The sequence below is a fragment of the Pseudidiomarina aestuarii genome, assembly GCF_003987355.1.
GTDB lineage: Bacteria > Pseudomonadota > Gammaproteobacteria > Enterobacterales > Alteromonadaceae > Pseudidiomarina > Pseudidiomarina aestuarii.
The window spans coordinates 321,786-345,016 of record NZ_PIPR01000001.1; the positions used below are offsets into that span (position 1 = coordinate 321,786).

General features: G+C 47.4%; 19 protein-coding genes. 13 read left to right on the forward strand and 6 right to left on the reverse strand.

What is annotated here, in order from left to right:
- Window positions 1-3: 3 nt before the first annotated feature.
- Entirely contained in the window at window positions 4-2,040 is a 2,037-nt protein-coding gene (locus CWE22_RS01485) for a BCCT family transporter (protein WP_169929632.1), read from the forward strand.
- Here CWE22_RS01485 and CWE22_RS01490 read toward each other — a convergent pair.
- The 3 genes from CWE22_RS01490 to CWE22_RS01500 all read right to left on the reverse strand — a co-directional run bounded on the left by CWE22_RS01490 (window position 2,030) and on the right by CWE22_RS01500 (window position 6,657).
- A complete protein-coding gene (locus tag CWE22_RS01490; protein ID WP_169929633.1) occupies window positions 2,030-5,452 on the reverse strand; it encodes a putative bifunctional diguanylate cyclase/phosphodiesterase in 3,423 nt (1,140 codons plus the stop codon). The two genes, CWE22_RS01485 and CWE22_RS01490, sit on opposite strands and share 11 nt — an antisense overlap.
- A 162-nt stretch (window positions 5,453-5,614) precedes the next feature.
- On the reverse strand, window positions 5,615-6,064 hold the full coding sequence (locus CWE22_RS01495; RefSeq protein WP_169929634.1) for a GNAT family N-acetyltransferase: 450 nt from the start codon (window positions 6,062-6,064) through the stop codon (window positions 5,615-5,617).
- 5 nt (window positions 6,065-6,069) lie between these two features.
- Complete coding sequence (locus tag CWE22_RS01500) at window positions 6,070-6,657, reverse strand: YceI family protein (protein WP_169929635.1); 588 nt, start codon at window positions 6,655-6,657, stop codon at window positions 6,070-6,072.
- 188 nt (window positions 6,658-6,845) lie between these two features.
- On the opposite strand from CWE22_RS01500, the gene CWE22_RS01505 reads away from it, so the two are divergent.
- The 4 genes from CWE22_RS01505 to CWE22_RS01520 all read left to right on the forward strand — a co-directional run bounded on the left by CWE22_RS01505 (window position 6,846) and on the right by CWE22_RS01520 (window position 10,209).
- Window positions 6,846-7,352 carry a fasciclin domain-containing protein gene (locus tag CWE22_RS01505; RefSeq protein WP_169929636.1) on the forward strand — a complete coding sequence of 169 codons (507 nt, stop codon included), beginning with the start codon at window positions 6,846-6,848 and terminating at the stop codon, window positions 7,350-7,352.
- A gap of 100 nt (window positions 7,353-7,452) precedes the next feature.
- Window positions 7,453-8,034 carry a TetR/AcrR family transcriptional regulator gene (locus tag CWE22_RS01510; protein WP_169929637.1) on the forward strand — a complete coding sequence of 194 codons (582 nt, stop codon included), beginning with the start codon at window positions 7,453-7,455 and terminating at the stop codon, window positions 8,032-8,034.
- A 9-nt stretch (window positions 8,035-8,043) separates the two neighbouring features.
- Window positions 8,044-9,231 carry a GGDEF domain-containing protein gene (locus tag CWE22_RS01515; RefSeq protein WP_169929638.1) on the forward strand — a complete coding sequence of 396 codons (1,188 nt, stop codon included), beginning with the start codon at window positions 8,044-8,046 and terminating at the stop codon, window positions 9,229-9,231.
- 99 nt (window positions 9,232-9,330) lie between these two features.
- Complete coding sequence (locus tag CWE22_RS01520; RefSeq protein WP_169929639.1) at window positions 9,331-10,209, forward strand: mechanosensitive ion channel domain-containing protein; 879 nt, start codon at window positions 9,331-9,333, stop codon at window positions 10,207-10,209.
- Here CWE22_RS01520 and CWE22_RS01525 read toward each other — a convergent pair.
- Complete coding sequence (locus tag CWE22_RS01525; protein WP_169929640.1) at window positions 10,206-10,580, reverse strand: YchJ family protein; 375 nt, start codon at window positions 10,578-10,580, stop codon at window positions 10,206-10,208. The two genes, CWE22_RS01520 and CWE22_RS01525, sit on opposite strands and share 4 nt — an antisense overlap.
- A gap of 316 nt (window positions 10,581-10,896) precedes the next feature.
- On the opposite strand from CWE22_RS01525, the gene CWE22_RS01530 reads away from it, so the two are divergent.
- From CWE22_RS01530 to rluF, 8 genes are all read left to right on the forward strand, one after another.
- A complete protein-coding gene (locus tag CWE22_RS01530; protein ID WP_169929641.1) occupies window positions 10,897-12,390 on the forward strand; it encodes a SulP family inorganic anion transporter in 1,494 nt (497 codons plus the stop codon).
- Window positions 12,391-12,401: 11 nt separating this feature from the next.
- Complete coding sequence (locus tag CWE22_RS01535) at window positions 12,402-13,253, forward strand: universal stress protein (RefSeq protein ID WP_169929642.1); 852 nt, start codon at window positions 12,402-12,404, stop codon at window positions 13,251-13,253.
- 149 nt (window positions 13,254-13,402) lie between these two features.
- Entirely contained in the window at window positions 13,403-14,098 is a 696-nt protein-coding gene (locus CWE22_RS01540) for a GntR family transcriptional regulator (RefSeq protein ID WP_169929643.1), read from the forward strand.
- Between the two features lies 1 nt (window position 14,099).
- Complete coding sequence (gene prpB / locus CWE22_RS01545; protein WP_169929644.1) at window positions 14,100-14,978, forward strand: methylisocitrate lyase; 879 nt, start codon at window positions 14,100-14,102, stop codon at window positions 14,976-14,978.
- Between the two features lie 119 nt (window positions 14,979-15,097).
- Window positions 15,098-16,222: a bifunctional 2-methylcitrate synthase/citrate synthase gene (prpC, locus tag CWE22_RS01550; RefSeq protein ID WP_169929645.1), complete on the forward strand. Its 1,125-nt coding sequence runs from the start codon at window positions 15,098-15,100 to the stop codon at window positions 16,220-16,222.
- Between the two features lie 38 nt (window positions 16,223-16,260).
- On the forward strand, window positions 16,261-18,858 hold the full coding sequence (gene acnD / locus CWE22_RS01555) for a Fe/S-dependent 2-methylisocitrate dehydratase AcnD (RefSeq protein ID WP_169929646.1): 2,598 nt from the start codon (window positions 16,261-16,263) through the stop codon (window positions 18,856-18,858).
- 1 nt (window position 18,859) lies between these two features.
- On the forward strand, window positions 18,860-20,044 hold the full coding sequence (gene prpF, locus CWE22_RS01560; protein ID WP_169929647.1) for a 2-methylaconitate cis-trans isomerase PrpF: 1,185 nt from the start codon (window positions 18,860-18,862) through the stop codon (window positions 20,042-20,044).
- A gap of 1 nt (window position 20,045) precedes the next feature.
- Complete coding sequence (gene rluF, locus CWE22_RS01565; RefSeq protein WP_169929648.1) at window positions 20,046-20,939, forward strand: 23S rRNA pseudouridine(2604) synthase RluF; 894 nt, start codon at window positions 20,046-20,048, stop codon at window positions 20,937-20,939.
- Here rluF and CWE22_RS01570 read toward each other — a convergent pair.
- A complete protein-coding gene (locus tag CWE22_RS01570) occupies window positions 20,936-22,195 on the reverse strand; it encodes a DUF418 domain-containing protein (protein ID WP_169929649.1) in 1,260 nt (419 codons plus the stop codon). The two genes, rluF and CWE22_RS01570, sit on opposite strands and share 4 nt — an antisense overlap.
- Window positions 22,196-22,222: 27 nt before the next feature.
- A complete protein-coding gene (locus CWE22_RS01575; protein ID WP_169929650.1) occupies window positions 22,223-23,224 on the reverse strand; it encodes a LacI family DNA-binding transcriptional regulator in 1,002 nt (333 codons plus the stop codon).
- Window positions 23,225-23,231: the final 7 nt, after the last annotated feature.

Here is a 23,231-nt window from a genome sequence, read left to right on the forward strand (position 1 = left end):
AACATGGCTGAAGTTGAGTCGAAACCGAAGTGGCACTCTGCAATTCTCATCCCTGTATTCGCACCTGCCGTTGTGGTTATTGCATTATTTGTAATAGGTACTTTATTTAACCCCGAGCGTGCGGGCGACCTGTTTAGCGATGTACTCGCCTGGATAACCGCTGATTTTGGTTGGTTTTACATGCTTGCGGTTGCTATTTTCTTAGTATTTATCGTCATTATCGCTTTGTCGAAGTGGGGACGAATAAAGTTAGGTCCTGATCACGCAGACCCTGAATACAGCTTTCCGGCTTGGTTTGCGATGTTATTTTCGGCTGGCTACGGTATTGCTCTATTGTTCTTCGGTGTGGCAGAACCAGTACTCCATTACGCAAGCCCGCCAGTTGGCGCAGCTGAAACAGTAGATGCTGCGAAACAGGCAATGCAAATCGCTTATTTCCACTGGGGCTTTCATATTTGGGCTATTTACGGTTTAGTCGGGTTAGTCCTTGCTTATTTTAGTTTTCGCCATGGGTTACCGCTATCGATGCGCTCGACTTTATATCCGCTCATTGGTGAGAAAATCCACGGTCCAATGGGGCATGCGGTCGATACCTTCGCCATTCTCGGCACCATGTTCGGTATTGCGACAACACTGGGTTTATCGGTGATTCAGATCAATGCCGGATTAAATTATCTGTGGCCAGCTATTCCAGTCGGAACTGCTGTTCAATTGATTGCCATCGTTGTGATTACGTTGCTGGCTATTGTTTCGGTTGTGGCCGGCTTGGATAAGGGCGTCAAGCGATTGTCCTTTGTCAATATGGCACTGGTCCTGATTATTCTGACCTTCGTATTTGTCGCCGGTCCGACCGTTCATATTTTAGAGACCTATCTACAAAATACGGGCTCATACTTAAGCAATATTGTTGAGCGAACCTTTAATCTCCAAGCTTATTCACGCAGTGATTGGATTGGCAATTGGACGCTATTTATATTTGGTTGGACTATTGCCTGGGCGCCATTTGTTGGACTTTTTATCGCCAAAATCAGTCGCGGTCGAACGATTCGTCAGTTTGTATTGGGAGTCATGTTAGTACCAACATTCTTTACATTCTTCTGGTTTGCGGTATTTGGTGATACAGCCTTGCATATGATCATGAACGACGGCTATACCGCCCTCATTGGCGAGGTTCAGAATAATGAGGCCATTGCCTTATTCAAATTGTATGAACAACTGCCACTGACCAATATTTTATCCTTTTTAACGGTCATCCTGATTGTGACATTCTTTGTTACTTCATCAGACTCAGGGTCACTGGTTATCGACTCTTTGGCATCGGGCGGGAATCCGAATACGCCTGTTTGGCAGCGCGTGTTTTGGGCAAGTTCAGAGGGTATCGTTGCCGCTGTGTTATTACTTGCTGGTGGACTGGGTGCGTTACAAACCGCGTCTATAGCCAGCGCCTTACCCTTTGCTGTGATTATTTTGATTGCGGCCATAGGAATGTGGCGCGCGTTGGTGATTGAAGGGCATCAGTACTCAAGTTTGAAGAGTGCGATGCGAACCCATCGTCGTGGCATTGACGCGGGCCCTGCCTATTGGAAGAAGCGTTTAGCCGGCGTCATTGAGTTTCCCGAAAAGGGCGAAGTAGAGGCCTTTATTAAAGAACGTGTGATTCGCTGTCTGGATGATGTCGCGACAGAAATGAAAGAGACTGAATGGGAATCGCAGGTGAGTTATGAAGACGAAAATGGCCGAGCCATTCTGACTTTGAAAAACTCGGAAGGTGCTGATTTCTTTTATGAAGTACGACTGCGCGAATACCAGCGTCCACAATTTACGGTGAACCCACGCAATGATGATAGCTATTATCGTGCAGAGGTGTTCTTACGGCAGGGCGGACAAGCCTATGACCTTTATGGATACGAGAGTAGTGACATCATTAACGATGTCATTAATCAGTTCGAAAACTATCTTCACTTCATGCATATATTCCCCAATAGTTTGCCTTGGGACTTAAGTAAGCATGATGATGAACTCAAGTCGGCTAGCGATTAGCTGACTTGATAAATTCGACCAATTGGTCAAAGGGCATAGGTCGAGCAAAATAGTAACCTTGACCCAATTCGGCGCCGAGCTCCAGCAGCGTTTGTTGTTGCTCGGCGTTTTCGATTCCTTCAGCTACGGTAGTAATACCTAATTGTTTCGCCATGGCAATAATACCGCGAGTGATGGCCTCGTCGCTCTCGTGCGAGTGGATACCCTGGGTAAAGGCTTGGTCAATTTTCAGCTTAGTGACTGGCAACTGTTTGAGATAACTGAGTCCAGAGAAGCCTGTGCCAAAATCATCCAATGCAATCTGTAGACCGGTTTGTCGGAGTTTACGCAACAATGCAATTGCGTAGTCAGTGTTGTCCATAAGCACGCTTTCAGTCAGTTCAAGTTCAATCGTGCGCGGAGAGAGGTCATGACGTTGCAGTGTTTCCATGATGTAGTCTAGGAATTCCGCGCGATGGAATTGCAGTGCTGATACGTTTACAGCTACCGTCAGATCGCCAAATTCTTGGAGTCGTTTGCTATCGCGACAAGCACGATCTAATGCCCATTCACTAGCTGGAATTATTTGCCCGGTTGTCTCCGCTAAGGGAATGAATTCTGCTGGCGATACATTTCGGCCGTCAGCTAATTGCCAGCGCATCAAGGCTTCCACACCAACAATTCTGCCAGTCGCAAGTTGATATATCGGCTGATAGTGAAGTTCAAGCTCTTCATCATCTAACGCCTGTTGGAATTGACTGCGTAAAACAATATCGGCCTGAAAACGAGCGCTCGCGTCAGCTGAATAAAACTGAAAGTGATTATGACCGTACTGCTTTGCTCGTGTCATCGCAATATCAGCGCGCTGAATCAATTCTAGGGGATACTTTACATCGGGTTCATAGAGTGCAACGCCGATACTTGCAGTTAAGTATATTTTTTGTCCTGCAGTGACTTCATAAGGTTCGCCGATACTGGTTAGAGCTTCAAAAACGAGTTCGGTCAAATCGGTAATTTTCTGCAGATGACTGATAACCACCACATATTCATCTCCGCCGAACCGTGAAATCACCTCTTGATGGCAAAAAGTACTTTGTAGACGGTGTGCTACCTCAATCAATATGGCATCACCAACTTCCAATCCCAGAGTGTCATTCACCGGCTTAAAGCCATCTAGATCGATGAAGAGTGTCGCTAGAATATTCTCATCGAGATCCGCACGATGCTGCTTAACTAAATCTGCGATAGCTGTCTCTAAAGCATTACGGTTAGCTAAACCGGTCAAGCCATCACGAGTCGCGTTGAAGGCTAGCTTCTTTTTGTTCGCTACTTGCTGAGACACGTCGTGTTGAACACCGATGTAATGCGTTACAACATTTTGATCATTGCGAACCGGCGAGATGAAAAGCTCGTTCCAAAATCGTTCGCCAGATTTGCGGTAGTTGATTAATTGAACTCGCACTTCTTCTTGCCGCGAAATAGCATGTCTTAACGCTTGCACAGCTTCTGGACTGGTTTCTGATCCCTGCAAGAAACGACAATTGCGACCGATCACATCGACTTTGTTATAACCCGTCATTCGTTCGAATGCTTTATTAATGTAGACGATAGGCATATCAGCTTGAACCGCATCGGCAATGACAATGCCGTTAACACTGTGGTCAACGCTGCGCTGGAGCAATTGGAGGTGTTCATCTTGTTGTTTGCGTTGGGTGATGTTCTTCGCGATACCGTAGGTACCTATGATTTCACCATCGATCACAATGGGCAGGTTAATGATATCTAAGTCTAGGTGGATGCCGTGAATATCGCGACAGCGCGCCTCATAGCGTTGCGAACGACCGGCTAGAACGTTTTGGAATAGCATGCCGATGCGCTCGATATCATCGTCCTCAACAAACCGCTGGAAATGAACGCCAATAATTTCTTCTGCTGAGGCATCTAAAAGTTCTACAACGGCTTGATTCACCGCAACGAAATGACCGTCAGGGTCCAGTGAAAATACCGCATCAGGATTCTGCTCAAACAAACTGCGATAACGTTGCTCGCTCGTTTTAAGCGCATGGCGCTGAGTCCGCAAACGCCGCTGAATGTCTTGTAAACGCAGACTATGGACCTGCAGTTGCCGGTTTTGCTCGTACATCAACATAAACAGCAGGCTGAACGTGAGCCCTAAAAACGCAATCATGATGCGCAGATTGGCGTTGGCTACCAGATCATCGAAACTATATAACGATGCAAACATGGGTAGAGACGGACCTTGAGGAAGCGTCAGAACCGTTTTTGCTAAGCGTAGTTCATTTCTATGATAAGGCTTGGATTCATCGAAGCTAGTGACCGCATCCGTCGATAGTTGAATATAAATTTTTAGTGACTCAGGTAACATCCGCGTGTCGGGATTCAATAGTCGATTAAAATCATACGTCGCTAAGAGGTATCCATTCGAACTATCGCTGTAATCGACGGGCAATATCATATAAGCAAGCGGTGTGGCCATGCCCCGAAAGGTTGACTCCGGAATGAAAAGCTCGGTGGTTTGATGTGGCTGATTCAGCCAATTTTGCACTTCAGGTGAACCAAAGTGACTGCTACTGACATTAGAGTTGTCATTCCCTTGTTGCCAGCGGCGTTGTCTCTCTTGGTCTAATAGCGTTAGATTGAGTAGGTGCGGTATGTCGCGTAAATACGAGTTGATGTCGTTCTTTTGCGCGTCGTCAAGCATCTTGAGGTCGTTTAATTGCCAGCGTTCGACCATCCGCTCCATCAGTTGGATATTCACGCTGACCATTTGCTGTCGCGCACGAGCTATTTTGTCGAGATCGGTCTGTGCCTGAAGTTGAACGGAGCGAATATTCTCATAGCTCAAGTAGTACCAAGTTCCGCAGGTCAGAAATACAGCGATAAAGCCTAACCACATGGCTTTAGGACTGGGGAATGCAATTAACTTGGTAGGAATGAGCGATACCAACAAAAGCGAAATACTGACGAGAAAGATGACGAGTCCGGCGATACTCGTAACCGCTGGGTGAGGCCCCAGCAGCATAAAGCCATTTGGAATAATGTGGAGTACGAGAAATAGGAATGCGACCGCAAGCATCACTAGCGCTAACGCACGTTGCCACAAGCGTTGCAAACGTTGCTCAGGTGACATAGCTAAACAGGAGCCTAGAATAATAAATAGAATAGCAACAGGCGGGTAGAAGTAGGCATCCATTCGCGACAACCAACCCAGAAAAAAGATGTGGTTGATTGAAAAAGTGACCAACAAGCTATGTAGTGCCAGCAAACAAACTAAAAATGCTGCAATCAGTTGTATTTTTCGCCATTTGAGAACGATGGCAGCTAAAGCAACACTCACCGTCAGCGCAACGACACCAGAAGTCGTAGAAATCACTCGTTCAAAGGCCGTTTCTGGCTGAGTCCACCAGTTCATAGCAAGGCCAATCAGCCCAATTACAAATGTGGCGCTAATCGATGCGAATAGACTGGCTGTAACAACGTGCGGATTAATGCGCTGGAGTAGCATGTTGGAATGTTACTTCTTTATGAAAGTCATCCGACTATAGAGTCAAAGCGCTTATCGCGTCAACGCAATTTATATACAGGTCCATGTTAAAAGTAAACGGTCTTGTCCTGGACCTAGGTAGTCGTATTTAGTCGCGGTTATCTGAAAGCCATGATTAAAATACAATTGTTGGGCGGAGATGTTGTCGGGAGCTACCGAGAGATGCACCTGATGAACGACACGGTCCTCTCTGCAGTGATTCTGAAAAGATGTTACCAATTGATTTCCGATACCCAGTCCACGCGCTGATGATGCAACTAGCAACGACATTAACCAAAGTTCTGAGCAATTGTTGCTTGGAGCTGCAAGCAGATAACCTTGAATGCGGCGGTCATGTTCTGCGCACAAGAACCACTGTGGCCATTGCGAGAGAGCTTGATAAAAGAAAGCTGACGGATAACCGTCAGCTCCGTAGAAGCCTTTTTCAATCTCTGAGATAGCTGCAATATCAGCTATCTCAGCGAGACGAATAGTTGTCATTGAGACTAATCTAGCGCCAATTGCACTGAAAAGGTGACTGGAATCACTAGGTCAATGGATTTGAGTCCTGCGATGGTTCGCAATTGCTCAACACCCTCGCTGAATTTAAATGCGTTCGCACTAATAAGCACAGGCGATGTTGTTGTGACCAACAACTCATCCGCGTCTAATCGGGTCACTTGGAGGTTAGCCTCTACGGTTCCCGTGGTTCCTGCTAAAAACACATCAAGGTCGACGGTTAACGGCAGGGTAGAGCCTGCAGGGATTGCGTCTACTGATGACATATCGAGTTCGCTTGTGACTGTTATGGTCGAATACTCTTCGCTCGCAAAGATATGCTTTAACATCCGCTCGTTCCGAATTGGAATCTGAGTATCAATAGATGCGACCGGAATGGACACTTCTAAGTTGCCATCAGTCACTGCACCACTTAACTCGGTGAAGCGATGTGTTTCTGCAACGGTTTCGTTCTTCACTGACACAAAATTTAAGACTGAGCTATCAGCATCAATTTGCCAGGTATCGGCATGCGCTGTTGCAATACTTAAGCTCATCAGCGTGGTTAAAGCCGTTGTAAGCATTAATGTTTTCATACTAAACCTCCTGTTTTAATTCACTCATAGCAGTACGGCATCTACTGTATTGATGATCACATTTGTTAGGTTCATCGCGTCTTTACAAATATTTAGCACACCCATTTAAACTTGTTGTGATGTTTTGGCGTATTCCTTACCGAGCTAGGCAAAAAGCTTAGTCATTTTTCACAACGAGGAGATTTACGATGTTACGTTCAATTAAAGTAGTCGCTACGGCGTTGCTAGCGGGTTTCATCGCTACTTCAGCCTTTGCTCACAATCACGGTAAGAAAGCTGACGACATTGTAACCATCGCTAGCGGTGATGCACAATTCTCAACTTTGGTTACTGCAGTGCAAGCAGCTGGCCTTGTCGAAACTTTACAAGGTGAAGGGCCTTTCACCGTATTCGCGCCAACCAATGATGCGTTTGCAAAGCTTCCAGAAGGAACAGTTGAAAACCTGCTCAAGCCAGAGAACAAAGCACAGCTGCAAGCGGTACTAACTTATCACGTGTTAGGTTCAAAAGTCATGAGCTCAGACATCGCTGGTAAAGAATTGTCAGTAGCTACCGTGCAAGGTGAAGAAGTTGCAGTAGACGCAACTGATGGTGTGACTGTCGGTGGCGCTAATGTCATCAAAGCAGACATCAAAGCAAGCAACGGTGTTATTCACGTGATTGATTCGGTCATTTTACCGCCTTCAATTCAATAAGAGTTAAGAATTACCTGAAAGCCCACATTTTTGTGGGCTTTTTTCTTGTAAAATCGAACATTCGTTCTACCCTTGAGTATATTTTAACCAAGGTGAGCGCATGCCCAAATTACCTGCCGAAGAACTAACCAAACGTAAACAGCACATTCTCAGTGCGGCTGCCCGCTGTTTTTCTGCGAAGGGCTACTATCACGCGACCATGCGTGATGTGCTCGCTGAGGCGAAACTAAGCTCCGGCGCGGTTTATCACTATTTCCCAAGTAAAGAGTCGATTTTGGCTGCGCTCGCGCAAGCCGATAGTGAGGCTGTCACGGCAAGAATTCTGTCTACGGATGCTCGCGGTGATCTAAAAAAGCTTGTTCGTCTGTTTTTCGGTGATATCCAACAAGCGAATGCGCAACAACTAGGAATCATGATGTTGTCGATTGCGAGCGAAGCGTCGGTTGATTTAGAGCTTCAGGAGCAATTTAAACAGCAACGATTGCAAATCAAGACCGCGCTCGTTGATTTCCTGCAAATTTACTATCACGCGCGGAAGCTATTTTTAAGTCCGCGCCAGATTCGAGCGCGCGCAGAAATACTGAGTACGGTATACAATGGATTATTGGTGGCGATAGCAGTGAATGACGCGCCTAACAGTGCAACTTTAATCGACGAGTTAGCAATAGCGTTAGCCAAGTAGGAAATCATCATGGTTGAATTCCGATTAGACATTATGACCTTGTTAGTATTGTTGATACTTGGCTATTTAATGCTCGCAATCTTATTGATGCTGCATGAATCACCCGTGACCTCGAAACGAGCCGTACGAGTCTGGACCGTAGCGCAGTCTTTAAAAGCGCTTGGTGCGTTTGGTGTCTTGGTTGCCTTTACGCTCGAAAATACGCCCATACGTATTGGTTTTAACCTCTTCCTGATTTTCGGTTTTGCGCTCGAATTTGCTGCTTATCAAGTCTACACCAAACACCAACGCCCTTATCTAGTGCCACTCTGCTTAGGTGCGCTCGCTTCCTTGGTGTTTTTAGCAGGTAGCTTTTTTGAAAGTCCATGGCAGGGCCAATATTGGGCTGCTACGGCTGCGTTATCATTTGGCGTCATGTCGGCAGGCGCCGCATATGTCCTGTTTCGTTGGAGTACTGAACAAACCCATCGGTCGGCCTATGTGGCGATTCTGATTGCTGTGAATTTCATGAATTTCGTCATTTCTGCTATTCGAGCCTGGTATGCCGTGATTATTGACGGACACAACTTTGTCACGCCTGTGCTTACTAATGAACTCATGTTTCTATGGAACTATGTGTTGTTGTTACTCAATGGGATTGGCTTCATTTTATTATTAAAAGAGCAGTCGGACCGACTGATGGCAGATTTAACCATTCGTGATCCACTGACAGGATTGTTCAATCGCCGCCATTTCGATACGGAGTTAAAGCTTGAGATATCGCGCTTTGAACGCGGTCAAAGCTCATTTGCGTTAGCAATGATCGATCTCGACCACTTCAAACAAATCAACGATATGCATGGTCATCAAACGGGTGATTGGATCTTAACGGAGTTCGGTCAATTCATGCAGAAGCAGTGCCGAGATATCGATGTTTTTGCACGGATAGGTGGCGAAGAGTTCGCTTTAATACTACCCAATGCGTCAATGGCTCAAGCGAAAGAAAAGTTGGAAAGCTTACAACATCAACTGACCAACCAAGAATTCATACACCGTGGCAAACGTATTCATATCACCTTCAGTGCTGGTGTTACCGATTCCAGCTGCAGTCATGAGTTCGATGGGTTAATGATGCAAGCGGATGATGCGCTCTATGAGGCCAAAGCAAACGGTCGGGATTCCGTTTGCGGCTGGCGCTTTCAAGCCCGAACGGGTTAGCTGCCGCGACGTAATAAATGATAGTGTCGCTATTCTTTCTGGTCACGGCACTGTGCTAAAGTTGCGACTATTCTCACCGAACTAATTTGAAAGTAGGTCATGGCAGACTTTTTTAATAAATTACTCCAGAACGTCACCGTTCCAGCTCCTTATCTTGGCATGTTGATCAGCTCAGCTGTGCTGATTCTCGTGGTTATTATTTTACGTGCGATGTTGTGGCGTTTTATTCGACGCAGCGTTCAGTCGAGTGAGATGCGTCGCCGTTGGTTGACTCAAATCCGCAATGGTTTGTTGCTGCTGATGATTCTCGGACTGGTGATGATTTGGGCTCATGAACTGCGAACCTTAGCACTATCGATTGTTGCGATTGCGGTCGCTTTTGTGGTGGCAACGAAAGAATTGATCCTGTGTTTAACCGGATCGTTGATAAAGTCGGGTGCTCGGTCGTTCACGATCGGTGATCGTATTCAAATCAAAGATTTTCGGGGTGACGTGATTGACCAGAACTTGTTGGCTACGACGATATTAGAAGTTGGTCCAGGTAAGCTAACTCACCAACGTACTGGTCGAATGATTGTCGTGCCCAACGCATTATTTGTGTCTGAACCGGTTGTGAATGAGAGCTATACCCATGATTATGTGCTGCATGTGTTTACAGTGCCGTTTAAACGAGATGAAAATTGGAAATTGGCGCAGCAAGTTCTATTGGAGGCCGCACAGAAGCACTGTTCCCCTTACCTCGAGCAAGCGCGAAAATACATGCGCCGCATGAGTGATCACAGTGGCTTTGAAATTCCATCCGTCGATCCGCGTGTGACCTTGCAGGTGCCGACAGCGGGGGAAGTGCATTTAATTGTTCGTTTCCCTGCGAAGCAAACCCAACGTAGTTTTATCGAACAACAAATTTTGACTGATGTGTTCACTCAACATGATTTAAGTGCTGCGAAAAAACCAATAGGAAACACTGAGAATAGCTAGCTAATTTTGCCATCTACGTAATACCAACGGCCATCGATACGCTCGAATTCAGATTCTTCCTCAAGCATATCGATGGCTCGCCCCTCGCGATAAAATGCGCGGAAATGAACGGTACCATGATCATCCTGCTCGTTTGCAGAGATAATCTGTAACTGTACCCACTCAGGATTGTCATCTAATTCAAAGTCATGCCGACGCATTTTTGGATGCCAAGTTTGAAACAGATAGTCCGCATCATCGAGTGCAAAGGCACTGTACCGAGAACGCATTAACGCTTCCACGGTCGGCGCCACGGCACCGTTATGATACTGCCCACAACAGTCTTCATACTCGAGTTCACTGCCACATGGGCAAGGGTCTTGAATAGTCATGATATCCGTATCTCCATGATTTGAGACTGACAAAAAGCCACGGTCGATTTTGAATGTAAACCAAAAAATTTCTGCCGTATAGTTTTATACCGTTCGCTTTGATTTGAACCGCATGCCAGTTTGCGGTAGCATGCGCGGCTTCATATATAGAGAGCTGCAATGTTTCAACTCACGCCACCCTAGCTGTTTCCCATCTAACTGAGCATGTCATCCCGACATGTGAGTGCTTGTGCGCGAGATTATGTGCAAGATTATGTGCAAGAGCACAGTGCTGACTATCTTTAGTTTTATATTCATTCGTAGAAGTGATTAAACAATGTTGAAAACAATTCAAAACCAATGGTTTTCGAATATTCGTGGCGATCTTCTCGCCGGAATGGTTGTTGCTCTGGCTCTCATTCCAGAGGCCATCGCATTTTCGATTATCGCAGGAGTCGATCCGAAAGTAGGGCTGTACGCCTCATTTTGTATTGCGATGATTATTGCATTTGTGGGTGGCCGACCTGGGATGATCTCTGCGGCAACGGGAGCCATGGCTCTGCTCATGGTGACTTTGGTGCGCGAACATGGTCTCGAATACCTGCTAGCAGCAACGTTGTTAACCGGTGTTCTTCAAATCATCGCAGGCTACTTGCAACTCGGCAGCTTGATGCGATTCGTGTCTCGTTCCGTGGTCACTGGTTTCGTGAATGCTTTAGCGATTTTGATCTTCATGGCTCAACTACCAGAGCTCACGAATGTGACTTGGCATGTCTATGTCATGACAGCAGCAGGTCTCGGGATTATTTATCTCTTTCCGTATCTACCCGTTATTGGCAAGTTATTACCATCACCGCTGGTTTGTATTGTCGGGTTAACGATAGTTGCAATCTGGTTTTGTATTGATATCCGCACTGTTGGCGATATGGGAGAACTGCCCGACACGCTACCCATATTTCTATGGCCAGATGTGCCTCTGACTCTCGAAACCTTGATGATTATCTTTCCTTACGCTGCAGCTTTGGCGGTAGTGGGGTTACTTGAGTCTATGATGACCGCAACCATTGTTGACGATCTGACTGATACGACAAGCGATAAGAATCAAGAATGTAAAGGGCAGGGTATTGCCAATATTGGTGCTGGCCTACTGGGAGGTATGGCGGGTTGTGCCATGATCGGTCAATCGGTGATTAATGTGAAATCGGGTGGGCGTACGCGATTATCAACGTTCTCTGCGGGCTTGTTCCTGATTATTCTCATTCTGGTGGTCGATGATTGGTTAACGCAAATACCTATGGCAGCGCTTGTTGCCGTGATGATTATGGTATCGATTGGGACTTTTAGTTGGGATTCGATTCGAAATCTTAAAAAACATCCGTTGTCCACGAACATTGTCATGGTGAGTACTGTCGTGGTTGTGGTGGCTACTCACAACTTGGCCTTGGGTGTCGGCGTTGGCGTACTATTGGCTGCCATGTTCTTTGCCAATAAAATTGGACACTTCATGCACATCTCAGCGCACATCAATGATGATGGCACCGAGCGTCAATATGATGTCATTGGGCAAGTTTTCTTTAGCTCTGCAGACAAGTTTGTCGAAGCTTTTGATTTTAAAGAAGCTGTTGATAAGGTCATCATTGATTTAACCCGAGCGCATTTCTGGGACATTACCGCTGTTGCGGCACTTGATAAGGTGGTCATCAAGTTTCGTCGCGAAGGCGCTGAAGTTGAAGTGCGCGGTCTGAATGAGGCGAGTGCAACTATTGTCGATCGTTTTGGCGTCCACGATAAGCCCGATGCGGCAGACCGCATCATGAGTGGCCATTCATAAGGAGAAAGAACATGAGTCAAGTGATTGCTTGTATTGATGGTTCGGCCGCAACAGTCGCCGTTTGTGATTATTCTGCATGGGCTGCTACGCAGCTTGATGCGCCTTTACTTCTTCTCCATGTATTGGACGACAAGCGTTATCCTACCGCGACCGATTTGAGTGGTAATATTGGCTTGGGCAGCCGTGAACAGCTACTGGATGAATTAGCGGCTTTGGATGAGCAGCGTGCCAAGATTGCTCTCCAACAAGGTCATGGCATGCTCGAGAGCGCCAAAGCGAGAGCTCGAGAGGACGGTGTTGCAACCGTACAAATGCGTCAACGTCATGGTGACTTAACTGAATCACTACAGGATCTTGAAGGTGATACCCGATTGGTCGTGTTAGGCCTGCATGGTAAAGATAGTAGTGCTAACCCACAACTGATCGGTAGTCATGTCGAAACAGTGATTCGGACGGCTCAGCGGCCGTTGTTGCTCACTCCAGCTAGTTATCAAAAACCCGGTAGTGTAATGATTGCATATGATGGCAGCGCGACAACTCAGAAAGGCGTGCAAATGATGGCACAAAGTCCTTTATTCAAAGGCATGCCTGTTCATGTGGTCATGGTCGACGTCGATACTGTCGACAATCGAGAGAAATTGATGTGGGCGGAGAACTTGCTGAAGAGTCACGGACATCAGGTGGTAACTGTTTTGCGTGCGGGTGAAGTGGAACCAACGTTACACGGCTATCAAACTGAGCAAGATATTGATGTTTTGGTGATGGGAGCCTATGGTCATTCGCGTTTGCGTCAGTTCTTGGTTGGCAGTACGACCACTGCGATGCTGCAAACCAGCACACGCCCAGTACTTATCCTGAGATAAGACGCCTCATCAAATATTGTCGACAATTTGGGGTGATCACTCTTGATCATCCCAAGATTTCCTCCTAAAATTAGGGCTCTTGTCTATTCCGTTTGATCCATCTTGTCGACATTACGACGCACTTTAGTGACGACGCTCGAGGAACTCTCATGACAGCGACTGCCAGCCAACTCTCTCCGCTACTGACCAAACCGGTTACTGCGGCTGATCGTCTACTCGTCGAAATGCAGCGGGCGATTGTTGAGGGCGAGATTTCCGCCGGCAGTAAAATGAGTGAACCCGAACTTGCGCGACGCTTTCAAGTCAGTCGCGCGCCACTCCGCGAGGCGCTGGCACGCTTAGAACGGTGTCATTTAGTCGAACGAACACCGAACACAGGTGCGCGTGTGGTACAATTGTCGACTACCGGTTTGGTTGCTTTGTATCAGATTCGTGAGGAACTCGAGGGTTTAGCCTGTCGGCTTGCCGCAGAGCAAATGCCAGAGCAAGAAATCCGCGCGCTGCAACAGTTACTCGATCAGCATCTGACGTCGCAACGCGTGCGTGAGGGTGAAAGTTATTATCAAGAAGCGGGTGATCTCGATTTTCATTACCGTGTCATCTTAGGATCAAACAATCCTTATCTCATCAACATGCTATGTGATGAGCTCTATTTTTTAGTCCGAATGTACCGCGTCCAACTGGGTATGAACGGTCCTCGCGTCTCACGGGCATTCGACGAACATAAAGCCATATTAGCTGCCATTGCCAATCGCGATGGCGAACTAGCCGATTTACTGATGCGTCGTCATATAAGTGCGTCGCGTCGAAATATCGAACTACAACTGCAACAAGTAGGGAAGTAACATGACGCAAGTAACGAGTGCGGGTGCACGATTTCGACAAGCTATTGCCGCTAATCAGCCGCTTCAAATTGTTGGAACTATTAATGCCTACACGGCCATGATGGCTGAACGGGTTGGCCATCAAGCTTTGTATTTATCCGGTGCAGGGGTTGCGAACGCATCATTCGGCTTACCTGATTTGGGCATGACTTCATTAAATGATGTGTGTGAGGATATCCGCAGAATTACTGCTGCCACATCAGTGCCGTTGCTGGTTGATGCCGATACAGGTTGGGGCGGCGCCTTCAATATTGCGAGAACGGTCAAAGAAATGACGCGCGCAGGCGCTGCAGGATTTCATATTGAAGATCAGGTCGCGCAGAAACGTTGTGGTCATCGTCCAAATAAAGAGATAGTGACACAAGAGGAAATGGTCGATCGTGTTAAAGCTGCTGTTGACGCACGTACGGATGAGCAGTTTTTTATCATGGCTCGTACCGATGCGTTGCAACAACAAGGTCTTGATGCAGCGATTGCGCGCGCGCAAGCCTGTGTGGATGCCGGAGCCGACGCCATTTTCGCGGAAGCTGTGCACACGCTTGAGCAATACGAAGCATTCACTAAAGCATTGAATGTTCCTGTGTTGGCGAACATCACTGAATTCGGCCAAACACCACTCTTTAACAAAGCAGAACTTGCGGACGTTGGTGTGGGTATGGTGCTGTATCCATTGAGCGCGTTCCGTGCGATGAACAAAGCGGCATTAAACGTGTATGAGAGCATTCTGGAGAACGGTGATCAGAAAGCAGTGGTTGATAGCATGCAGACACGCGCAGAGCTCTATGACTTCCTGAATTATCACGCATTCGAAGAAAAACTCGACTCACTGTTTAAAAAATAAGTGCGCGATTGGTTATTGGATATTAGCTATTAGTGAAAACCAAAACCAAAGCGCTAGAGCTATCACGATTAGCTAATAGCAAATAGCTAGTAGCGAGTAACAGAAATTGAGAGGGAATTATGGTTGATAAGAAATTGAGTGGCGCTGGGTTGCGCGGACAGGTTGCTGGCGAAACAGCACTATGCACAGTAGGTAAAAGTGGTTCAGGATTAACTTATTATGGTTATGACATCAAAGAATTAGCCGAGAAGGTGAGCTTTGAAGAAGTTGCCTATTTGTTAGCCAACGGAGAACTTCCAAAACAAGCCGAACTAGATGCTTACAAAGCTCGTTTGAAAACTTTACGCGGTCTGCCGCAGGCTCTGAAAGATGTATTAGAGCGCATTCCTGCTGATGCCCACCCCATGGATGTGATGCGGACCGGTTGTTCATTCCTCGGCAATATCGAGCCAGAGGAAGATTTCAGCCAAGCGGATGCTAAGATTGAGCGGCTATTGGCTGCATTCCCGAGTATTTTGTTGTATTGGTATCGTTTTACTCACGATAACGTGCGCATTGAAACGGAGACTGATGACGATTCCATAGGCGCCCATTTCCTGCACCTCCTGCATGATAAGAAGCCATCCAAATTGCACACCGATGTCATGAATACATCGTTGATCTTGTATGCTGAGCATGAATTCAATGCGTCGACATTTACTGCGCGCGTGTGTGCGTCGACATTATCGGACTTATTTTCCTGTGTCACCGGTGCTATCGGTTCATTGCGCGGCCCTCTGCACGGAGGTGCAAATGAAGCTGCTATGGATTTGATTCGTGACATGAAAGATGCAGACGAAGCAGAGCGCACGTTGATGGGCATGTTGGAGCGCAAAGAAAAGATTATGGGCTTTGGTCACGCCGTTTATCGTGAGTTTGATCCACGTAACGACATTATTAAAGGCTGGTCTGAAAAACTGGCACAAGAATTTGGTGATAGTCGTTTATATGATGTATCTGTACGTTGTGAAGACGTCATGTGGCGGGAAAAGAAATTATTCCCCAATGCCGACTTCTTCCACGCATCGGCTTACCACTACATGGGTATTCCAACCAAATTGTTTACCCCAATTTTTGTGATGTCACGGGTCACTGGCTGGACCGCGCATGTGAAAGAGCAACGCGCTAACAACCGTATTATTCGCCCGAGTGCTGATTACATTGGGCCAGCACCTCGCCAAGTACCTGCATTGGCAAATCGTTAAGCGATTTGCCTTCACTTGCAACATGATGGAGGTGGCATATGAATAGCCAATTTCGCAAGCCGTTACCGGGTACCACGCTGCAGTATTATGATACGCGCGCTGCGGTAGAAGCCATTAAACCAGGTTCTTATGATGAGTTGCCTTACACTTCGAAAGTGTTGGCTGAACAACTGGTGCGACGTTGTAACCCTGACGATCTTACCGCCTGCTTAACTCAGATTGTTGAGCGCAGAAATGATCTCGATTTTCCTTGGTATCCAGCACGCGTGGTTTGTCATGACATTCTTGGTCAAACCGCGTTAGTTGATTTGGCCGGTTTGCGTGATGCCATCGCAGAGCAGGGCGGTGATCCTGCCAAAGTTAATCCAGTAGTGCCCACGCAGTTGATCGTTGATCATTCATTAGCCGTTGAACATGCTGGTTTTGAAAAGGATTCCTTTGAGAAAAACCGGGCTATTGAAGATCGTCGTAACGATGATCGTTTCCACTTTATCAATTGGACCAAAACTGCGTTTAAGAACGTCGACGTGATTCCACCGGGCAACGGTATCATGCACCAAATCAACTTGGAGAAGATGTCTCCGGTAGTGCAGGTGCGTGACAATGTGGCGTTCCCTGATACTTGCGTTGGTACGGACAGTCATACCCCGATGGTAGATGCGTTAGGCGTTATTTCGGTGGGTGTGGGCGGTTTAGAAGCTGAAAGTGTGATGTTGGGTCGTGCATCCTACATGCGACTACCAGAGATTACCGGGGTCGAATTGACCGGTAAGTTGCAGCCTGGCATTACCGGTACTGACCTCGTGTTAGCGATTACTCATTTCTTGCGTAAAGAGCGAGTAGTTGGTGCTTATCTTGAGTTCTTTGGTGAAGGTGCCGACGCTCTATCCGTGGGTGACCGTGCTACGATTTCGAATATGACGCCCGAGTATGGTGCTACGGCCGCCATGTTCTACATCGACAACCAAACGATTGATTATCTGAAGCTCACCGGACGTGATGACAAGCAAGTGGCGCTGGTAGAGACCTATGCGAAGCATACGGGGTTATGGGCTGATGGCATGAAGAAAGCGAAATACGAACGTATTTTACGCTTTGACTTGTCTAAAGTGACCATGACCATGGCAGGTCCGTCGAATCCGCACGCAATGTTGCCAACTTCCGAGTTAGGCTCACGCGGTATTGCGTCTGCATGGGAACAGCCAGAAGACGGTAAAATGCCTGATGGTGCGGTGATTATTGCCGCTATTACGAGCTGTACGAACACCAGTAACCCGCGCAACATGATTGCTTCGGGTTTGATTGCTCGCAATGCGAATCGCTTGGGTTTGACGCGTAAGCCATGGGTGAAAACGTCACTTGCACCGGGTTCCAAGACCGTCAAAATGTATTTAGAAGACGCGAATCTCTTACCTGAACTCGAAGAACTTGGTTTTGGTGTCGTTGGTTTCGCCTGTACCACCTGTAATGGCATGAGCGGTGCACTGGATCCAAAAATTCAGGAAGAGATCATCGAACGCGATTTATTCTCAGTTGCTGTGCTGTCTGGCAACCGGAACTTTGATGGCCGGATTCATCCGTATGCGAAACAAGCGTTTCTTGCGTCGCCACCTTTGGTCGTTGCCTACGCTATAGCGGGCACCATTCGGTTCGATATTGAGAAAGATATCCTTGGCTATGACCACGACGGTAAGCCTGTCACACTCAAAGACATTTGGCCGAGTGACGAGGAAATTGATGCGATTGTGAAACAAGCGGTTAAGCCTGAGCAATATCGTGAAGTTTATGACCCTATGTTCACATTGAATGTCGATTATGGTGAGAAAAATAACCCGCTCTATGAGTGGCGTGAAAAAAGCACCTATATTCGCCGTCCGCCATACTGGGAAGGCGATATGGTCGCTGCCAATCAGTTAAAAGGATTGCGGCCGTTGGCCGTTTTAGGTGACAACATCACCACTGACCATTTATCGCCCTCCAATGCGATTTTGCCTGACAGTGCAGCAGGTGAATATCTAGCGAAAATGGGATTGCCTGAAGAGGACTTCAATAGTTACGCAACCCACCGCGGCGATCACTTAACCGCACAACGTGCGACTTTGGCGAACCCGAAAGTCTTTAACGAAATGGTTAAAAATGAGCAGGGCGAAGTCATTCAAGGCTCGCTGGCGCGGGTTGAACCCGAAGGCAAAGTGATGCGCATGTGGGAAGCGATTGAAACCTACATGGAACGCAAACAGCCGTTGATTATTATCGCTGGTGCTGACTATGGTCAGGGTTCGTCTCGTGACTGGGCAGCTAAGGGTGTACGTTTAGCTGGCGTGGAATGTATTGTCGCTGAAGGCTTTGAGCGTATCCACCGAACCAATTTATTGGGAATGGGAGCGCTGCCGTTGGAATTTGAAGCCGGTACGACGCGTAAGACGTTGCAGATTGATGGCACCGAGACCTTTGATGTCGAGGGGACTATTGAACCGGGTGCAACCATGACCCTAGTCATTCATCGCCAGAATGGTGATGTTGATAAGGTTCCGGTTAAATGTCGTCTCGATACTGCCGAAGAAGTGTCGGTCTATTCAGCAGGCGGTATTTTGCAGCGATTCGCTCAAGACTTTTTAGAAAGTGAGGCGCGTTAATATGACGTTTGCACCACAATTAAAGATCCCCGCCACGTATATGCGTGGTGGGACTTCAAAGGGTGTGTTTTTTAAGCTTGATGACTTACCTGAGTTCGCGCAAAAACCGGGCGTAGAACGCGATCGGCTGCTGTTACGAGTGATTGGCAGTCCAGACCCTTACGCCAAACACACGGATGGTATGGGTGGCGCTACGTCGAGCACGAGTAAAACGGTTATTTTGTCGCGCAGTGACAAAGCTAATCATGATGTCGACTACTTATTTGGACAAGTCTCAATTGATAAGCCTTTTATCGATTGGAGTGGTAACTGTGGCAATTTGACCGCAGCCGTAGGTTCATTCGCGATTACCAATGGCTTAGTGGATGCCTCACGCATCCCTAAAAATGGTACTGCGGTGGTGCGAATATGGCAGGCTAACATTCAGAAGACGATTGTTGCACATGTACCTATTACCAATGGTTCGGTGCAAGAAACCGGTGATTTTGAGCTCGATGGCGTAACGTTTCCAGCGGCTGAAGTGCAAATCGAATTTATGGATCCGGCGTCAGACGAAGATGGTGAGGGTGGCGCGATGTTCCCGACAGGGAATGTGGTCGACAGTTTCGAAGTACCCAACTTTGGAACCATTCAAGCCACCTTTATTAATGCCGGCATTCCGACCATCTTTGTGAATGCTGCTGATATTGGTTACACCGGTACTGAGTTGCAAGGTGCAATCAATGAAGATGCGGAAGCATTATTGAAGTTTGAAGCCTTACGAGCCTATGGTGCGCTAAAAATGGGCTTGATTAATGACATCGAAGAAGCAGCCTCACGTCAACACACGCCAAAAATAGCGTTTGTTGCACCACCGGCTAATTATGTTTCGTCAAGCGGTAAACCCGTGCGAGCGGGTGATATTGATGTATTGGTTCGTGCCATGTCAATGGGGAAATTACACCATGCCATGATGGGCACTGCCGCCGTCGCGATAGGCACCGCTGCTGCGGTTCCCGGTACGGTGGTGAACCTGGCTGCCGGTGGCGGTGATCGGGAAGCGGTCGTGTTTGGGCATCCGTCTGGTACCTTGCGAGTGGGAGCTGTAGCGAAACAGGTGAATGGGCAGTGGACGGTCACCAAAGCTATTATGAGTCGCTCAGCGCGGGTACTCATGGAAGGCTGGGTGCGAGTGCCACAGGACTAATATGCAAGAGCGTGAATCGGTTCGTCTGAATAAGTTTATTAGCGAGAGTGGATTATGCTCGCGTCGCGAAACTGATCGACTGATCGAGCAAGGTATGGTCACCCTCAACGGTCGCAAGGCCGTTGTGGGGGATAAAGTAGGGCCGGGCGACACGGTGAAAGTGAACGGTCGGCTCATTAAGCCTCAGAACAAAGAGAAATTTGTCTTTATTGCGTTGAATAAACCGGTCGGGATTGTGAGCACGACGGATTCAGCGGAACGCGATAACATCCAAGATTTTGTTGGACACAAAACGCGTATTTTCCCAATTGGTCGACTCGACAAAGATTCACAAGGTCTTATTTTCTTAACCAGCAATGGTGATTTGGTGAATAAGATTCTGCGGGCAGGGAATCAACACGAAAAAGAATACGTCGTGACGGTGGATAAACCCATCACACCAGATTTTCTGCACGGTATGGCGAACGGAGTGCCAATACTGGGTACGCGTACCAAGCGCTGTAAAGTCGTACAGGTGAAACACAATGTGTTCCGCATTACCTTAATTGAAGGTTTGAATCGGCAAATCCGACGGATGTGCGAGTATTTCGGGTACGATGTGCGCAAACTCGAGCGGGTGCGAATTATGAATGTTCGATTGAGTGGTTTGCCTGTTGGCCATTGGCGTGACTTGACCGAGGCGGAATTAAGCGAGCTGATGCAGTCGATCGCGCACTCGTCATCCGAAGCACCAGTTGGCCAAAAACGGCGTAAACCGGCGAACAAAGCTCGATCATCGCAGGGGCAAAATACGAACTCTAAATCGGCTGGTAAGCCGCCTCACAAAGGCGCCAAACCAGCCAATTCTCGTCCAAAATCTCGTTCAAATTCTCGTCCGAAACAACGCCGCTCCTAAGCACTGCGTTTGAATGGTTGGCGTTTGCCGTAGGTGAGGGTGCGCCAGAGCCACTCAGCCGGACCAAAGTGGAACCGTTCAATCCACCAACGGCTGAATGGAATTTGTGCCAGATAAAGTAAAATTGCGAAGCCAGTAGCCGTTGCACGCCCAATCTCTCCATACATACCGAAGGCATAACCGTAAAACAGTGTGGTAAAAACAATCGAGTGGGTGAGGTAGTTGGTCAATGCCATACGTCCGGCAGGAGCGAGATTGTGGAGCCAATGCTTCTTATTACGACCCTCCGCGCGCCGCACGACCAGCGCAATAATGCTCATATAAGCTAAACACAGTGCCAGATTGGCGATAGTTTGGATGGTCGTCATCTGTGCACCAAAGACGGTCGGCATCATCATATTCATATTGCGAGCGAATAAGCCAAAATAAACCGCGGTAGGAATACCAATCACCAGTCCCAAAATAGCCATGCGCCGATAAACGCTAAAATGCTCTGAAGCCGATGTGAAAATACCGGCCCGTGCAAATGACGCACCAATCAGAAAGGTACCCAACAACGTTGGTAGAAAGAAGATTAAGCCGCCACCCAAATAGAGAAAGCTAGCCTCGTAAGCACGCCACTGCACAATTTCCCAGTAGGTGCCAGTTGCGTAAATGGCAGCTCCTTTAACAATATCTGCTCGCATGGAAGCTTCGTTTGTTTCAAACTCCGCAGCCATTTCAGCAGCTTGAGCTGGATCAGACATTGCAGCTTGAATGCCAAATGCACCTAACCATGCCAGCAAAATTGGCAAAATAATAAAGAAGGCACCCCATTTCCAGAGTCTAGACGGTTTCGTTTTGGCAAACAGCAGCAGAAATACGCCGCAAATGGCGTAGCTCAAGAGAATATCGCCACCCCAAATGAAGAACAGATGCACAGCACCGAACAAGCTAAGGATAAATAATCGTCTAAAGAAGAGTCGTTTGGGATGTTCGACTTTTTGCATGGCTCGGTCGAGGAAAATGACAAAGCCCATACCAAACAGCAGTGAGAACATGGTGTAAAATTTACCTTGAATAAAGGTAAAGACGAATAAAGCTACACCAAAATCTAGCCCACTCAAGCTGGTATCGATACCAAGCATCATGGCTATTAAAGGCTTTTGAAAGTATTCGATATTCATCATGAGAATACCGAAGAGAGCGAAACCACGGATAATATCAAGGGTTTTCACCCGTTCGCTGCCGCGGACGGGGTGGGTGAGCGTTGTCATAAGCTGTCCTCGTGTGCTGTAGCGGGGTTAGCTACAGGCGTGAGTAGAATCCCGCTGTACAACGCGCGGTTCAAAAACTTCCTGTATTGCTGTATTCGGTTGTTGATATACATTTTTGATAACCCAGCGGGCAGCCATTTGGCCAATATCACCAATGGGGTAATCAATGGTCGTCAACTTCGGATAGATATAGTGGGCAAAGTTAACATTGTCAAAACCAATGACCGATAATTGCTCGGGGATCTTTATTTTTAAATCATGTGCTGAGGTAATCGCACCAGAGGCCATTTCATCGTTGGCGCAGACTAATGCAGTAAATTTAAGGTTCTGCTGAAGAAAGTGAGCAAGCGCTTGTTCGCCGCCAGTCTCCTGAAAGTCACCTTCAAATACCAATGCGGGGTCTACATTAATATGAAACTCTGCTAATGCCTCACGATGGCCGTTATAACGCTCTTGCGCATCGTGCTTCCACATGGGACCAGAGACATAAGCAATATCGCGATGACCTAATTCAAGCAGATGACGCGTAGCTAAGTAACCACCGTAATGATTATTCAGTGTGATACAGCGATCTGCTAGTTCTTCGACATAACGGTTAATCAAAACGAAGGCACAGCCTTTGCCCGATAATTCAATAAGGTAGTCGTCGGATACGGCTTCGACATGCAGAATGAGAGCATCACAGTTACGACTCCGCAGAAATTCGATGCTTTCGCGTTCTAGCGATTCGTTACTGTGGCCTGCTGCGATGATGACATGCTTACCAGCGGCTCTAAACTCGGCCTCAATGCGACTCAATAGAACTCCGTAGAAGGGACCATTCAACTCGGAGACGAGAATACCAATGCTGTTTGAACGCGAGGATGCAAGTGATTGAGCAACGGAATTCGGACGGTAACCGAGTTCCGCCATAGCAGCCTCTACTTTCTTACGCGTAGCCTCACGCACCGGAGCATTACTGTTAATCACTCGGGATACGGTAGCAAGCGATACACCTGCTAATTTTGATACTTCGTAAATAGTGGCCATGCGTTCC